At 29.4% G+C, this 16335-nt stretch carries 16 protein-coding genes and 1 tRNA gene; 4 read left to right on the top strand and 13 right to left on the bottom strand.

Features of this window, described 5'->3' with window-relative positions:
* Positions 1 to 98: 98 nt before the first annotated feature.
* The 7 genes from AAC008_RS04040 to AAC008_RS04010 all read right to left on the bottom strand — a co-directional run bounded on the left by AAC008_RS04040 (position 99) and on the right by AAC008_RS04010 (position 7713).
* Positions 99 to 2198, bottom strand: a complete 2100-nt coding sequence (locus tag AAC008_RS04040) for a peptidylprolyl isomerase (RefSeq protein ID WP_339887565.1) — start codon at positions 2196 to 2198, stop codon at positions 99 to 101.
* A 76-nt stretch (positions 2199 to 2274) separates the two neighbouring features.
* Complete coding sequence (locus AAC008_RS04035; RefSeq protein ID WP_339887564.1) at positions 2275 to 3546, bottom strand: hemolysin family protein; 1272 nt, start codon at positions 3544 to 3546, stop codon at positions 2275 to 2277.
* Positions 3547 to 3568: 22 nt separating this feature from the next.
* Complete coding sequence (locus AAC008_RS04030) at positions 3569 to 3745, bottom strand: hypothetical protein (RefSeq protein ID WP_339887563.1); 177 nt, start codon at positions 3743 to 3745, stop codon at positions 3569 to 3571.
* Between the two features lie 49 nt (positions 3746 to 3794).
* Complete coding sequence (gene lptC / locus AAC008_RS04025; protein ID WP_339887561.1) at positions 3795 to 4352, bottom strand: LPS export ABC transporter periplasmic protein LptC; 558 nt, start codon at positions 4350 to 4352, stop codon at positions 3795 to 3797.
* 1 nt (position 4353) lies between these two features.
* Positions 4354 to 5721 carry a hypothetical protein gene (locus AAC008_RS04020; protein WP_339887560.1) on the bottom strand — a complete coding sequence of 456 codons (1368 nt, stop codon included), beginning with the start codon at positions 5719 to 5721 and terminating at the stop codon, positions 4354 to 4356.
* 16 nt (positions 5722 to 5737) lie between these two features.
* Complete coding sequence (locus tag AAC008_RS04015) at positions 5738 to 6988, bottom strand: hypothetical protein (protein WP_339887559.1); 1251 nt, start codon at positions 6986 to 6988, stop codon at positions 5738 to 5740.
* Entirely contained in the window at positions 6985 to 7713 is a 729-nt protein-coding gene (locus tag AAC008_RS04010) for a type III pantothenate kinase (RefSeq protein ID WP_339887558.1), read from the bottom strand. Before AAC008_RS04010 ends, AAC008_RS04015 begins: the two co-directional genes overlap by 4 nt.
* Positions 7714 to 7813: 100 nt before the next feature.
* Between AAC008_RS04010 and AAC008_RS04005 the strand changes: the two genes are divergently transcribed.
* Positions 7814 to 7886, top strand: a tRNA-Phe gene (locus AAC008_RS04005).
* A gap of 123 nt (positions 7887 to 8009) precedes the next feature.
* Positions 8010 to 9539 (top strand): hypothetical protein, encoded by a 1530-nt coding sequence (locus tag AAC008_RS04000; protein ID WP_339887557.1) that lies wholly within the window; start codon positions 8010 to 8012, stop codon positions 9537 to 9539.
* Positions 9540 to 9541: 2 nt separating this feature from the next.
* Here AAC008_RS04000 and AAC008_RS03995 read toward each other — a convergent pair whose 3' ends face one another.
* Genes AAC008_RS03995 through mvaD form a run of 5 tightly spaced genes read right to left on the bottom strand, consistent with a single transcriptional unit; the run spans position 9542 to position 13853 of the window.
* Entirely contained in the window at positions 9542 to 9904 is a 363-nt protein-coding gene (locus AAC008_RS03995) for a nuclear transport factor 2 family protein (protein WP_339887556.1), read from the bottom strand.
* Positions 9905 to 9945: 41 nt separating this feature from the next.
* Positions 9946 to 10851: a pseudouridine synthase gene (locus AAC008_RS03990; RefSeq protein ID WP_339887555.1), complete on the bottom strand. Its 906-nt coding sequence runs from the start codon at positions 10849 to 10851 to the stop codon at positions 9946 to 9948.
* Between the two features lie 28 nt (positions 10852 to 10879).
* A complete protein-coding gene (locus AAC008_RS03985; RefSeq protein WP_339887554.1) occupies positions 10880 to 11800 on the bottom strand; it encodes a geranylgeranylglycerol-phosphate geranylgeranyltransferase in 921 nt (306 codons plus the stop codon).
* A 2-nt stretch (positions 11801 to 11802) separates the two neighbouring features.
* Positions 11803 to 12741 (bottom strand): mevalonate kinase, encoded by a 939-nt coding sequence (locus AAC008_RS03980; RefSeq protein ID WP_339887553.1) that lies wholly within the window; start codon positions 12739 to 12741, stop codon positions 11803 to 11805.
* Positions 12742 to 12776: 35 nt separating this feature from the next.
* Positions 12777 to 13853, bottom strand: a complete 1077-nt coding sequence (gene mvaD / locus AAC008_RS03975; protein WP_339887552.1) for a diphosphomevalonate decarboxylase — start codon at positions 13851 to 13853, stop codon at positions 12777 to 12779.
* Positions 13854 to 13933: 80 nt separating this feature from the next.
* Here mvaD and AAC008_RS03970 point away from each other — a divergent pair, with 80 nt between their 5' ends.
* Together AAC008_RS03970 and AAC008_RS03965 are read left to right on the top strand one after the other, a co-directional pair.
* Entirely contained in the window at positions 13934 to 14410 is a 477-nt protein-coding gene (locus AAC008_RS03970; protein ID WP_339887551.1) for a TspO/MBR family protein, read from the top strand.
* 115 nt (positions 14411 to 14525) lie between these two features.
* The gene (locus tag AAC008_RS03965; RefSeq protein ID WP_339887550.1) at positions 14526 to 15086 is read left to right on the top strand and encodes a hypothetical protein; all 561 of its coding nucleotides are present in this window, start codon (positions 14526 to 14528) and stop codon (positions 15084 to 15086) included.
* A gap of 30 nt (positions 15087 to 15116) precedes the next feature.
* On the opposite strand, the gene AAC008_RS03960 is transcribed toward AAC008_RS03965, so the two are convergent.
* Positions 15117 to 16328, bottom strand: a complete 1212-nt coding sequence (locus AAC008_RS03960; RefSeq protein WP_339887549.1) for an NAD(P)/FAD-dependent oxidoreductase — start codon at positions 16326 to 16328, stop codon at positions 15117 to 15119.
* Positions 16329 to 16335 lie beyond the last annotated feature (7 nt).

The raw sequence follows: 16335 nt of genomic DNA, 5'->3' as shown, positions 1-16335 counted from the left end.
TGTAAGTAAATATCGAATAAAGTCTAAATATATCAAAGCTAAAACAAAAAAAATCCCGAACAAATTGTTCGGGATTTTTTTATACTATTAAATTCTTTTTATTGAATTCTTAAATCTTCAATTTCAGATTTTGCTTTTAAAGCTTCAATAGCTTTGTTAGATGCAGAACCTTGAGCTTGAGATTTTGCTTGATTTACATATGATGTATAATTTGGTATAGCATTAGCCTTTACAACAGCTTTTGTTTTTACAATATATACACCTAGGTTTCCATCAATTAAAGCTGAAGTAGTTCCTGCTTTTTGAGCAAATGCTTTTCCGACAACTTTAGGTTCTGGACCAATGTTTGGTAATAAAGCACTTCTAAAAACAACATCAGTTGCAGAAACAATAGATGCATTAGTTGCTTTTGAAACTTCTTCTATAGTCTTTCCAGTCATTTTCTTTCTAATAATAACTGCTTTCTTCTCGTTCTTTAAAATTGGCTCAACTTGCGCTCTAGCGTTTTCTACTGAAGTCAATCCTGAGTCATTAACTGCTTTTAATCTTGCAATTACATATCCAGTTGGTACATCAAAACGTTTTACATTTCCTATTTCAGTATCTCTACCAAATGCCCATAAAACAATTCCTCTTTGCGGACCAACAACTGGCATATTTTCATCAGATGTTTTAATATTTGGTGCTTGTGTAACTTCTAACCCCATATCTTTTGCTACTTGAGCAAAATCTTTACCATTAGCATCTGCTTCAAATTTAGAAGCTTTAGTATAGTTTTGATCAGAAGTTGCTTCAGATGGCTCATTTTTTTGAGCTACTGTTGCTAATAAAACTGAGTTATATTTATCTGATACTTTAATAACGTGAAAACCAAAATCTGTTTCAACAACTCCAATACTTCCTATTGGGCTATTAAATACAAAATCGTTAAAAGGTTTAACCATTTGATTTGGTGCAATGTTGTCATATTCACCACCAGTTTGTTTTGAACCTGGATCGTCTGTATTAGTTGCTGCTAAAGCTCCAAAACCTGCTGGATTTGCTTTTGCTTGCGCTAATAAGCTATTTGCCAAAGCTTTTGCTTCTTCTTTGGTTCTTTTTATAGCTGGGTCAGCTCTTTCTGCTCCTTCAAAAGCAATTAAGATATGGCTAGCTTTTGCAGCTGCACCAGATTTGCTTCCTATTTTTCTTGATAATTTTTGAAACCCATTATCTGCGTATGGTCCAAAAACTTCTCCAACAGGAAGATTAAATAATTGTTCTTGATATTCTAATGGTAAATCTTTTTTGGCAACATAAGTTGAATCAAATTTAATGTCAGAATTTTTATTTACATATTCTGCAACATTAGAAACATTTCTAAAACTAGGAATAGTATCATTTATACCCGTTTCTTTATTATATTCTACTTTTCCATTCAATAAGCCTTGAATAGAATTTTTCATTTGATCCTCATCATCTTTAGATGGTTTGTTTTCAATAAAAACCAATTCCACATCAGCCATTTTATCTGATTTGAATTTTTTCTTATTGTTTTTAATGTAAGCCATAATCTCATCATCTGAAATCTTAACTTCATCATCATTCACTGTTGCATAACCAACTGTTACAAAATCAAAATTTACTTTGTCATTTTCTTCTTCATATAAAGCTTGACCTTCTGCTTGTGTTGTATGTATACCTGATTTTATTAATGTATTATACATTTGTTCAGTAAACATTTTTTCAACATCAGCTTCAAAAGCTTCCCATTGAGCTTTTTGTTCTGGTCCTTGCGTATAAAAGTTAGTACTAACATATTCTTTGAACTTTGCTACATCAAATTTTCCTGCTTCGTTTAAAAACTGAGGATTTGATGCAAAGTTAGGATTCTCTTTCATTACATTGATTAATTGGTCTGGACCAACACGTAATCCTAATTTTTCAAACTGTTCTGCTAATAGAATTCTCTTAACTTCTTGATCCCAAACTCCATTTGAAGCTTGAACATTGCTCATACCTTGCTGTTCTGCTTGTCCAACTTTCGATTGGAAGTCTTGTATCATTATGTTTTCTCCATTAACAATACCAGCGTATTTTGAACCACTACCAAAAGATCCACTTTTAATTACATCCGCTAACACAAAAGAAAATAAGGCTAGTGCGATGATTACTATTAGGAAAAATGAACGTTGTCTAATTTTTGATAAAATTGCCATTTTATAATTTGTTTATTTTTTACAGAAGGCGAAAATACAATTATCTATGAAATAATAAAATACTAAAGCGATATTTTTATCTTTTTTCTTCAGATAATGAAAGTTTTACAAGTTCAATTTTTTTATTGCTTGCAGAATGTATGATTATTTCGAAGTTTTCTATGTGAATTTTCTCTCCATTTTGAGGAAAATCTTTAGTATAATCAACAATAAAACCTCCTAAAGTTGAATAAGAATCGCTTTCTGGAATTTCTAAATTATATTTTTGATTGATAAACTCTACATCTAATCTGGCAGAAAATAAATATACTCCATTTTCAATTTCTTCGTCGATTTTTTCTTCTCCTAAATCATGTTCATCTTCAATTTCACCAAAAAGCTCTTCGATTATGTCTTCAACAGTGATTAATCCAGAAGTTCCACCATATTCATCAAGAATAACGGCCATACTTTTTCTTTTTTTAGTCAAAATATCTAACAAATCTTTAATGAAAATAGTTTCTGGAACATATTCAATTGTCATCATTATTGACTTAATATCTTTAGGTTTTTTAAATAATTCAAATGAATGTACATAACCCAAAATATCATCAACTGAATTTTGATATACAATAATTTTTGAATAACCTGTTTTTATAAATAGTTCTCTTAACTCTTCAATACTATCTTCAATATCAACGCCAGAAATTTCTGTTCTTGGCGTCATAATATCTCTAGCTTTAAGTTCTGAAAACTCTAAAGCATTTTGAAATATTTGAATTTCTGAATCAATTTCATCATTGTCAGAAACCGAACTCATTTGTTCGTTAATGTAATTTCCTAATTCTACTTTACTAAAATAGTCTTGTACTTGATCTCCTTCTGTCTTGAAAAATTTCATCAAGATAAAATCTGAAATCCAAATAATAAATTTAGAAACCCAATAAAACAATTGGTGAAAGAAATAGGCTGGAACAGCGAATAATTTGATTAATTTATTGGAATAGATTTGAAAAAAAACTTTAGGCAAAAATTCTGCTGTGAATAAAATCAATAAAGTTGACAATACTGTTTGAGAAATTAAGCTTACAAACTCGTCTTGAAAAAATGGCGATAATGTTTCTAACCATTTTGTTATCAAATCACCCGTTATAAACCCGTAAATTACTAACGCCACATTGTTACCAACTAACATTGCTGTTATAAACTGAGAAGGTTTTTCGGTAAGTTTATTTAAGATGTTGGCATTAAAATTATTTTGTCTTTTTTCAATGGACAAAAAAACTTTGTTAGATGAAAAATAAGCGATTTCCATCCCAGAAAAAAAAGCTGAAAGCAATAAACAAATAACTATAATTGTTATTTCCATAAAATTGGATTAATTATTATACTTATTTATCGTATTTGTTGTTAAATCTTCTTCTAAAGAAAAACATAAACAACGCTGCAGCTGCAAGCAATAAGCTCATAGTTACACTTTCATTATTTTGATACTTTACAAATGCATCATAAACGAAAAAAGCTGCGAAAATTATATAAACGTATTGAAATAGTTTTAGAAAACTCATGGTTTAATTTTTGTCAAAAGTATAAATTTTATAAATAACTATACTACAATTAGTCTATATTATTTAATTCTCCATTATTCCCTTGCATATTAAAGACACTAAAGTCTTTACTAAAATCAACTCCAGGACCTTGAAGAAATCCTCCTTGACCGTCTGAATATTTGAATTGTTTTTCAGTAAAAAACCATTCGTTTTTTTGGTCGTAGTATAATTGAGATGTTTCTAGAATTTTATTGTCGAAAGAAGTGATTTTTACATTTCCTTGTAAGTCGATAAGGTTTGTTTTTTTATAAGACACCGCATAATCAGCATCTATATAACTTTTATTGTCTTTATCATCGAAAATAGTGACTTTTATACCTTTAGGGAATTCGGTATAAGGATTCTCAAGTGTACCGTAATCAATCATCTTTGGACTTACTAAGATAGCTTTTACTCTACCTGAATCCGTATAAACCAAATTAATTGTATCTGCTTGACCTGATGGAATAAATGTTTTTTGATTCAGTTTTTGTACTTCTTTAAAATTACTTTCACATGAAAAAAACATAGCCACAGCGAAAACTGTGACTATGTAAGTGATTATATTTTTAAAAGTCTTACTCATATTATAAATTAGGAACTCTTACTGATTCTCCAATCCAACAATTAAAAGATATTGTTTTTCCAGCCATATTAGCGTTAAAAATATCAGTTCTTGATGGCGCATAACCGTTATAAGAAGCTGCTTGTCTGTTTGCAGTAGCTTTTAAAGCTGGATCTACAGAAGCTGCTTTATTTGCATATTGAGCACATAACCAATAAACAGCTCTTTTATCAAATGGAGTTTGTCCACATTCATTTGAACTACTAGCATATAATTGAGCTATTAGCATATATGCTTGACCAAATGATGGTTTTGCACCTAAAGCTTTTTTAGCATATGTACGTGCTAAAGATTTGTTTCCATTACCATACATCGTTGCTATTTTGTAATATACTTTTGCTTTTTTAGTAGCATCAGTAAACAATTGCGCTGATTGGTTGAAATATTCTAAAGCTTTACTTGTATTTCTAGCTCTTTGAGCAGCAACTCCTAATAAATAAGCAGATTCTGCTGTTGGGTTCAATTTATGTAATTGCTCAGATATTTTAGCAAATAAAGGATCTGAATCACAATCTTTAGCTTCTAAACGCTCAGCAGCTCTTTTTAACCAAAGTACATCTGTTTTCTTTTCTTCAAATGATTTTTGGTAGAAAGGAATAAGTTTTTCGCAAGTAGAAAGCAATACAATTTTTGCATCCATACTTCCTTTTACAGTACTAAACTGTTCAATGTTATATTCGTTTCTTTCTTTAAGCCTTGTTTCTTTATCAGTAAGTTCTTCTTGAGCTTCAATTTTATTTAATAAAACATCTAACTCATCAGAAAGTCCTTTTTCTTCTAACTCAAGTTTTTCAGTAATTTCATCATACTTGTCAAACACTTGTTGTAACTCAAGACCTTTTTTCCCTGCTTCGTAGTCATCTACAAATAGTTCAAAATAAGTATATAATGCTTTAGCTGAAGTAAAGTTAGCTGCATCAGTTTTAAATGCATTATCTAAGTAACCGTAAGCTTCTTCTTTTGTACCTACATTATTATCTAAAAGCAACATTGCTTTCTTTACAGTATTACCTGCACCATTACCTGGATAGTTTTTATCATGTTCACCATATAAAGCAACTAAATCTTTAACAAATTTTGCTTTTTCTTCTGGAGCTTGTGTATTGTCAATCTTATCTTTTAGGATAAACTCTCCATAAATATAAATTGCTTTGTGATAAGTAGGACATTCCTTTCTCATACTCTGCAAATATGGGTAAGCATCGTTATAATCCTTAGATTTAGTAAATTGTACTAAATACTGAATATCTTCAGCACATTTATCACTTGACTGAGCATTAGTTAAAAAACTAACTGCAATTAATAACACTAATGTTAATTTCGTTTTCATTTTATAAAAATTTGTATTAATCATATTTTCTTTTTTCGAACCATAAATCATTTAAAGACAAACCTACGCTTATATTAAAATAATTTTCTTCTATTAAATTATTGTAGATAGTTCCTTTCTTTCCATATTCAAAACCAAGATTGATATTTGAGAACCTTCCGCCTACTGGTAAACCTAGACCAAAATTTATGCCATAATCGTTAATTTGTTTAGAATTTATTATTAGACCTGTGTTTTCATATCTAAATCCAGCTCTATAATTAACTCTACTCCAATAACTTGAGAACGAATTATACTTAGGAATAAAATTTCCTCCTAAGATTATTTTTTGAGAATTTTCGAATGTAGCATTGTTTATATCATCAAATCTATTACCTAAATTACTATTTTCTTGGTAAATATATTCTAAACCAACAAACCATTTTTTAGGTAGACCAATACCTGCACCAAGTGTGTATTTTGCAGGAATAACCAATTTAGTATCTCTGACTTCTAAGTCATCATTATCATTAACAAACTCAACTCCAGTTGAAGTATAAGAAATTGTAGCAATATTTCTAGAGTTTTCAGAATTTAATTTTGCTTCAGGAGCATAACCAAAACTAGTGTTTAAGGTTAATTTATTTGCTAAACTTTTAGTGTATAACAAAGCAAAGTTTGTAGAAAGACCGCGAATGTTTGATTTGTTTCTTTCTCTTGAGCCTAAAATTACATTAGGAAGGAATATTGCAGATTCAGTTTCGATTGTTCCAAAATTATATTGAATATCTAAACCAACACTAAGATTGTCCGAAATATTATAAGCTGTACCAGCAAAAAATTTATTAATTCCTCCTTCACCCGTATACCTAGTGCTTCTTAAATCACCGTCTGATGTTTGGTTTTGAATTTTGTATCCTACTGAAGAAAATGGCATTAATCCAAATACAGCTCCAAACTTCCCTAAAGGAAGACCAACTGCTAAATAATCTATAGCCGTTCTTTGGGCTGTTTCTTTGCCTTGTTCGCTAGATAAGTTATTGTAGGTTGTTGTTCCTCCAATTGTAAAGTTAGTGATTTTTAGTCTCGAATAAGTTGCCGGATTCAATAGATTTAAATGTATTGAGTCATAAGCTATTCCTAATCCTCCCATAGCTCTAGCGTCATGAGTTCCTTTAAATTTAATATCTCCTAATCCATAAAAAGAATATGGTGAAGATGTACCTTCTTGTGCTGAAACAACAACTGTTGCAAGGAAAGTTAATGCAAGAAATAATTTCTTTATCATTGTATGTTATATTGATATAATAAATTCAAACTCTCTAGTAAGAAATTTGAATTGGCAAATATGGGGTTTTTTAATCTTTTAGCCAAAAAAAGTGCATCACCACCTGTTAAAATTATTGTTAAATATTTATTTTCTCTTAAATAATCGTTAATAAAGCCTTCAATTTCATACACCACACCATTAACTACGCCTGAGTGAATGGATTGATTTGTAGAATTACCTATGTATGAATCTGGTTCTTCAGTATCCAATCTTGGCAATTTTGCAGTGTAATTATTTAATGCTTTATACCTCATTTCTATTCCTGGAGAAATTGCACCTCCAAAATAGTTCTTGTTTTCGTCTACAAAATCATATGTTATACACGAACCCGCGTCAATTATTAAACAATTTTGTTTTGGAAACTTTAATACTGCACCTGAAACAATTACTTTTCTATCCATTCCTAAAGTTAAAGGTGTTGCATATTTGTTTTCAAAAGGAAATTTGCTATCATTAGTAAGAAAATACAATTTACCCTTACTTTTAAGTAACAAAAAAACCTCTTCTGACACATTTGAAACGCTTGAAATGATTGTTTTATTACATTTTGGAAATTTTTTATAATTTTTTTTTAACCCTTCCAATAAAGTTTCATTTGTATAATCTTCTTTCGAAATCATTGTATCTTGTTCAAAAACAGCTACTTTAATTTTTGTATTCCCAACATCAATTGCTAATATCATTTTTATATTTTAAAACTTCAAAGATACAAATTGATTTTTTTTAATAATTGTTTTGTATAAATTAAAAATCATTCTATATTTGCACTCGCAAGAGCGAAAAGGTACCTTAGCTCAGATGGTAGAGCAATGGACTGAAAATCCATGTGTCCCTGGTTCGATCCCTGGAGGTACCACAAAACCCGAATAGAAATATTCGGGTTTTTTGTTTTTTAATGCCAACAAGATTAAATAATTCATTATATTTATTGTTGTTAGCAAATCTTATGCACAAGAATAAAAAAATCCTCTTCGTTGTTTTGGGAATAGTAATTTTTCTAGGCCTAATAAATTTAGGTATTAATATTTGGGTTGAATCAAAATTACCTAAATTAATAAACAATGAAAACAATACAGACTATAACATCGTTTATAAAGATATTGATTTGTCAATTTGGAACGCAAAAATCACTGCCTATGGCGTATCTATTTCTCCCAAAAAAGCTCTAAATGATTCAGATGAAAAATTTGGCCTTTATGGAAGTATTGATATAATAGAGATAACTAAATTTGATCTTTGGAGTATTTTATTTGGAAAAAAAATAAAAGCTAAGAGTTTATTTTTGTCAAATCCAAGAATAACTTTATACAAAAACAATGATAGTGCCATAAATGACTATAACAATATTAATTCGAAAGTATTTAAGCCCTTTGAAAAAATAATCATTGTTACTGACCTATTTATAGAAAAAGGAAAATTTAAAATTCTCAATACAGTTGACAAAAGAATACTAGCAAACATTCAAAATATTAATTTCAAGCTTGAGGGAATTGTTTTAAATGAAAAAACGCTAAATGAAAAAATACCAATATCTTACAATAAATACGCTTTAACTTGTGACAGTGTTTTTTATCAAATAAATGAATTTTATGATCTAAAAAGCACAAAAATAGATGCTACTGAAAAAAGTTTAAATATCAAAAATTTTAAATTTCTTCCAAAACATACTCGAAGAAATTTTGTTCGAAAAATAAGAAAAGAGAAAGACTTATATACCATTTTAGTTGACGATATTTCTATAAACAAAATGGCTTGGGGCTTTAAGAATAAAGTTTTTTTCTTCAACACAAATTCAATTGTATTAAATAATGTTGCTGCAAACATCTACAGAGGAAAAATGCCTGCTGATGATTTATCCAAAAAAGAATTATACAACCGTTTATTGCGAAATTTGAAAGCAGATATTAAAGTTGATTCGCTTTTTATAAAAAATTCTTTATTAACCTATGAAGAAGAAAAAACTTTCGAGAAAGGACCAAGCAAGCTATTCTTTAGTAACTTCAATTTGTATGCACAAAATATTGAAAGTGGCTATAACAAAACCAAGCTTCCTGATGTAAAAATTAAAATTAATTGCAATTTTATGAAAAAATCACCTTTAAAAGCAGATTGGTCATTTAATGTTTTAGATAAAACAGAAGGATTTAAAATTGCTGGTTTTATTAACAAATTTGATGCTGAAGAGCTGTCAGTCTTCACAAAACCTTATATAAACATTAAGGTAAACGGTGAATTCGATGAAATTTATTTTGATTTTTTTGGAAATGATTTTCTTAATAAAGGAACTTTTTCTTTAAAGTATGATGATTTAAAAGTTGTAATTTATCAAAATGACAGACGACTGAAAAAGAATAAATTGTTATCAGCACTTGGTAATTTATTTGTAAAAAATGATTCTGATGGAGAACTATTAACAACCGAAATCGAAGTTAAAAGAGTTCAGGAAAAATCATTTTATAATTTACTTTGGATAAGTCTTGCTGAAGGGCTTAAAAACACATTATTATAACACTATCCGTGATAAACTCTCGATTTTGTTATTTTACCTTCTCTAATTTCAAGAACTTCTGCCACTAACATATCTTCTTCTCCTTCAGCTTTACGAACATATTCCATAAAAACTCTATCAGAATTAGCTGTTAGTGATTTTAGCTCATATTTTAATGTTGGTAATCTATCAAAAGCATCTTGCCACCAAACTCGCATAGCTTCAACTCCAATAATTAATCCATTGGTTTCTGGTTGACGGATTTTTAATTTTGGGCTGTAATGCTGTGCATCATTTTCATACAATGATAATAATTTATCTAGTTGTTTAGCATTAAAAGCTTCAAACCAACGAAAAGCAATTGATTGTAATGATTCTGGGTTCATATAAAGATTAAAAAAAATCCCGATTTCTCGGGATTAAGTTGTTAAATGTTTTTGATGTTTATTATTTCTTGTTCTGTTAAGAAACGATAATTTCCTCTTGGTAAGTTCTTCTTAGTTAAACCAGCGAATGTTACTCTATCTAATTTAATAACATCGTATTTTAGGTGTTCAAATATTTTTCTTACCACCTTAATGTTGGCAGTTTTCATTTTGATACCAATTTCACTTTTCGGTTGATTATCAATATAAGTTACTTCTTCAACGTAAACTCTATGTGTATCAATTGTTAAACCCGAAATAATTTTCTCTAAATCTTCAAAACGTAAATTTTTATCTAAAGTAACTTGATATAATTTACTAGTTTTCTGATTTGGTTCTGTGAATTTTCTTATAATATCTGTGTCGTTTGTAAACAATAACAAACCTGTTGTTGTTTTATCCATTCTTCCTACCGGTTGAATTTTTGATTTAGTAGCACTACGCACTAAATCTAAAACACTTGGTGAATAAATATCATCATCTCCTGCGGTTGAAAAGTTTTTTGGCTTATTCAATAAAATATATTCTTTCTTTTCTGGATTTAATTTAACCCCATCAAAAATAACTTCATCTGTTAATTTTACACGATGTCCCATTTCCGTCACAACAATGCCATTTACCTTTACATTTCCACTTTGAATATAGATATCTGCATCTCTTCTGCTGCAAATTCCTGAATTCGAAATATATTTATTCAAACGTAATTCGTCTGGGTTTTTTGGTGTTTTTGGTGCTTGGTTTGGTTTTTTTGCTGGTTTTGGTTCAGCTTTTGAATCTGACTTTACAGTTGCCTTCGGTTTTTTTCGTATAGGTGCATTTCCTCTTGAAGCACTAGGTTTTTTTGGTCCACCTTGTCTTGAAGAAGTTCCTTTTTTCTTATCATTACTGTTTCCTTGATGACGCGTCATTTTATTCTAATTTTTTGCAAAGATATAACTAATAAGCGGAAATAAGTTTTTTTCCGTGCAACAAAACTGAAGGTTCAATTAAAACTATACTAAAAACTCCAGCTACAATGATGAATTTTAATAAAAAATGTAATTTAAGATACTGTGGTTTTGTTTTAGCATTTCCTAATTTTAGTAAAAAAAATATTAAAACAAGTAAGCTTAAATAAAAGTAAATATCCATATAACCAACATTAAACACATCAACCAAATAATAAACTGGAATTACTGTTAAAATTGTTAAAACAGTTATAATACTTTTTGCTGTTTTGACTCCAAATAAGACTGGAATAGTTCTGTAATTAGAAACTAAATCTCCTTCTATATTTTCTAAATCTTTAATTAATTCTCTGATTAATATAAGTAAATATAGAAACATAGCATGAGCAAAAATTACATGATAAAAGTTTTTATAATACAATAATATTCCGAAAAAAGGCAAAACAGCTAAAACAGAAGCTGTAACATTACCAATTATTGGATATTTTTTTAGTTTATGAGAGTAGAACCAAATAAGAAATATATACGTTGAAAAAAACAACATCGCTCTCCACGAAACAATACTAGCAATTAGAACTACTATAAAGTTAATTGTAAAGTACACCGTTAATTTTGTTTTTTGACTAACCAATCTATCAATCATTGCTTTTCTTGGGCGATTGATTAGGTCTTTTTGGGCGTCATAAAAATTATTAATAATATATCCAGAAGCAATTGTTAATGAAGAAGCTAAAACCAGAATAAACAATTGATAATCTAGGATTACGTTTAGTGCTCTAATTTCTGGTGAAAGAATAAAAATAGCCGCAAGATATTGCGCCAATACAATTACAAAAATATTATACCCTCTGATTACAGAAAAAAAACTGAAAATTTTGGTTAATAATAATTTTGATTTTCTAGACAACATGATTAAAACTGATAAACTACTTCTAATTTATAGTCTTTTAATGATTTTTTGGCCTTTTCAATATCTTGAGTAAAACCCAAAATATATCCGCCACCACCAGAACCACAAAGTTTTAAGTAATAATCGTTTGTTTCAATTCCGTTTTGCCACAGTGTGTGAAATTGTTCTGGTATCATAGGTTTAAAGTGGTTTAAAACTACTTTCGATAATTTCTTTGTATTAGCAAATAAAGATTTGATATCACCATGTAAAAAGTTTTCTACACAAGCATCTGTATGTTTAATGAATTGAGATTTTAACATTTTTCTGAAACCTTGATCTTTTAAGTTTTCCATGAAAATACTAACCATTGGTGCAGTTTCTCCTACGATTCCTGAATCTAGTAAAAATACAGCTCCTTTCCCATTTATACTTTGCGTTGGAATTCCAGTAGCTTCAATATTATCTTTTGAATTGATAAGAATTGGCAAACTCAAATAGCTATTTAAAGGATCTAATCCCGAACTTTTTCCATGGAAAAATGATTCCATATTAGAAAAAATTGCCTTTAATTGTAATAATTTATCTCTAGTTAAATTTTCTAAAACTGTAATTTTATCGAAAGCATATTTATCATAAATAGCAGCTACTAAAGCACCACTACTTCCAACACCATATCCTTGTGGAATACTTGAGTCAAAGTACATTCCGTTTGAAACATCATTATTTAAAGCTACATTGTCAAACTGAACTAATGATGGTTGCTCAACTTGCAATTGAGTTAAATATTCAGCAAAACGCACTAGACTTTTATTTGAATTTATAGCTTCTTGAGATGGGTTTGCATCTGTTTTTAAAGCTCCATTATAAAAATTATAAGGAATTGAAAGCCCTTTTGAGTCTTCAATAATTCCGTATTCTCCAAAGAGTAATATTTTTGAGTAAAATAATGGTCCTTTCATATTCTTTTTAGATTGGGTTATGTAAAGTTACAAAATTATTTTGATTCTGCACCATTTCCAATTTGGTCGCAAATATACTGCCCATTTTGACAAAAGGCAACTAATTCATCCTTAATAAATTGTAAAACATTTAAACTAACGTTTTCGGGATACAATACATGTACATTAGCTCCAGCGTCTAACGTAAAACAAACTGGAATATTATTTTCGTTTCTAAATTTCCAAATTCTATTTATGATTTCTAGTGTATTTGGTTTCATCAAAATAAAATAAGGGATTGAAGTCATCATCATAGCATGAAGTGTTAAAGCTTCACTTTCAACAATTTTAATAAACTCTTCTATATTTCCTTCTGATAGAATTTTAGTAATTTTAGCTAAATTATCATGAGCTTGTTCAAAACGCTTTTCAGCATAAGGATGACCAAACATTAATTCATGTCCAACAGTGCTTGAAACTTGTTTTTCTCCTTTATCAACTAACAAAATTGTGTCTTGATAGTTTTTAAAATTTTCATGAATATCATTAAATTCAACTCCAAATAAATCAGAACTTTCCTTAATAGTCTCATTTTTTCCCCAAGCTACAACTTGTCCTTTTATACTTCTGCAAGCGCTTCCACTTCCTAATCGAGCTAAAAAAGATGCTTTTTTGGTAAATAAATCTTCTGTTAAATTTGGGTTTATTTCTTTTTCCAAAAGCATTACATTCATCGCTAAAGCTGCCATTCCTGATGCAGAAGAAGCAATTCCAGAACTATGTGGAAAAGTATTTTCAGTATCAATAACAATATGATATTCCTTTAAATAAGGGCAATACTTTTCAATTCGTTGAAAGAATTTTAAAATTTTTGGTTTAAAGTCTTCTTTTGGCTTTCCTTCAAATAACAAATCAAATGAAAAATCATAATTTGTCACTTTTTTGGTAAAATTTACTTTAGTAATAGTTTTGCAATTGTTTAACGTAAAACTTATTGATGGATTAGCTGGAATCTGATTTTCCTTTTTTCCCCAATATTTTACTAGAGCAATATTACTTGGAGCGCTACACTCAAAAGCAATGTGGTCAAGACTTGAATAATTTGAAACAATAAAATCCTTTTCGGAAAACATAGTATAAAATTTTTACAAAGATACTTTATTTGTCTATTTATTAAATTGATATTTCGTTAATTTGTACAAAACATTTTAAGATGAACAAATACGTTAAAATAATAATTACAGTTGCAATCTGTTTAACCGTTGGATATTTATCTTCAATGGTTACCCAATCAAGTATTTCAACTTGGTATCCTACAATAATAAAACCATCTTTTAATCCACCAAATTGGGTTTTTGCACCTGTATGGACTTTACTTTTTATTTTAATGGGAATTTCAGCTGGATTAATTTGGGATAAAATTGATTTAGATAAAGAATTAGTAAAAAAAGGGTTGTTCTTTTTTGGAGTTCAATTGGGTTTAAATGCTATGTGGAGTTATTTGTTCTTTGGGTTAAATAATCTTTTATTAGCGAGTCTTGAAATAGTTCTACTTTTACTTATCATTTATGAAACGTTTCTGATTTTCAAGAAGGTAGATAAAAAAACATCTTATTTACTTATTCCTTACATGTTGTGGGTTGCTTTTGCTACACTTCTAACCGTTACAATTTATTTTCTTAATAGATAATTACAGAAAACAAACATCATCTGTTTAATTTTCAGATATTTAGTGTTGTTGTTTTGAGTTTTTTTCATATTTTTATAGTGTCTAATTTATTTAAATACATTTATATATAAAATTTATGGAAACAACTTGTTTAATAATCGCATTAATCCTAGGGGTAATTTGCGGAATTGTTGGATACTTTATTGGCAAAAGCAATCAAAAATCTTTTAAAAATGAAGGTTACAGCTACAAAAGTGATTTAGATGCTTGTAATCAAAAAAATAGCCAACTTCAAATTAATATTGACTCTTTAAAAACTCAATTAAATCAACCAACAATACAAAAATCTAATATTGTTTCTGAAACAACTAAATCTGCAAAATCAGCAATAATTGTATTTAATGCAGATGCCGCAAAAGCCGTTTTTGGAAAGAAAATTAAACAGGATGACTTAAAACTCGTAGAAGGAATTGGACCAAAAATTGAAGAGTTATTTAAAACTTCTGGAATACTATCTTGGAAAGCTCTAGGAGAAACATCTGTAGATAGATGTAACAAAATACTTCATAAAGCAGGGGAAAGATATAGAATACATGACCCAGGAACTTGGCCTAGACAAGCAAAATTAGCTTATGAAGGCAAATGGCAAAAACTAAAAGATTGGCAAGACAAACTTGACAAAGGAAAAGAAAAATAAAACATGAAACCTTGTGAAAGCAAGGTTTTTTTACGCAATTGATTGAGCTACAATAAATCCACCAGTCCAAGCATTTTGAAAATTGAATCCACCAGTTATAGCATCAATATTTAGAATTTCTCCAGCAAAATATATGTTTGGAATTACTTTACTTTCCATAGTTTTGAAGTTGACTTCTTTTAAATCGATTCCACCAGCTGTTACGAACTCTTCTTTGAAGGTGCTTTTTCCGTTTACTTGAAATTCTCCAGCAGTTAATTGATTTGCTAAAGCGTTTAATTCAGTTTTATTACAATCTGCCCAAGTAGTTTCTGCTGAAATCCCTGATGCTAGAACTAAACGTTCCCACAAACGGTTTGGCATTTCTATTGGTGACTTTTTCGAGATTACTTTTTTAGCATTTTCTAATTTAATATCTTTTAATAAATCAATTGCTTCTTCAAAAGTTGCTTCGTTCAACCAATTAACTAAAATGGCAAAATGATAATTTTTGTCAAATAACTCTCTTGCTCCCCAAGCCGAAAGCCTTAATATTCCTGGCCCAGACATTCCCCAATGTGTGATTAATAAAGGCCCTGAAGCTTCTAATTTTGATTTTTTTACTTTGACAGATGCAAATGTTGACAATCCCATTAAATCTTTTAATCTTGCATCTTTAATGTTAAATGTAAACAAAGAAGGAACGGCTGAAACAATTGAGTGACCAAGTGATTCAAGCATTTCCCACATTTTTGGGTTGCTTCCTGTTGTTATTACCACTTTTTCTGCTAAAAAAGTATCCGTTTTAGTCTGAACTTTAAAATCAGTTTCTGTTTTATAAATTGACTGTACACTTTGACTAATTAAAATATCAATCCCTAAATCTTGAGTGGCTTTTGTAAAACAATCGATTATGGTTTCTGAAGAATCTGATTCTGGAAACATTCTTCCATCTTCTTCTATTTTTAGAGTTACACCGTGCTTTTCGAACCATTCAATTGTATCTCCAGAACAAAATTGATGAAATGGTCCACGTAATTCTTTTTCACCTCTTGGGTAAAATTTGACTATATCATTCGGCACAAAACACGCGTGCGTAACGTTGCACCTTCCTCCACCGGAAATTCTGACTTTTTCCAAAGTCGTTTTTCCTCTTTCGAGAATTGCTACTTTTAAACTTGGGTTGTTTTCAACAATATTGATTGCTGTAAAAAATCCTGCTGCTCCACCACCTATGATAACTATGTCGTAATTAGAATTCAATGTTTTA

Source organism: uncultured Flavobacterium sp. (assembly GCF_963975515.1).
Classification (GTDB): Bacteria; Bacteroidota; Bacteroidia; order Flavobacteriales; family Flavobacteriaceae; genus Flavobacterium.
This window is presented reverse-complemented; position numbering and strand designations above follow the sequence as displayed.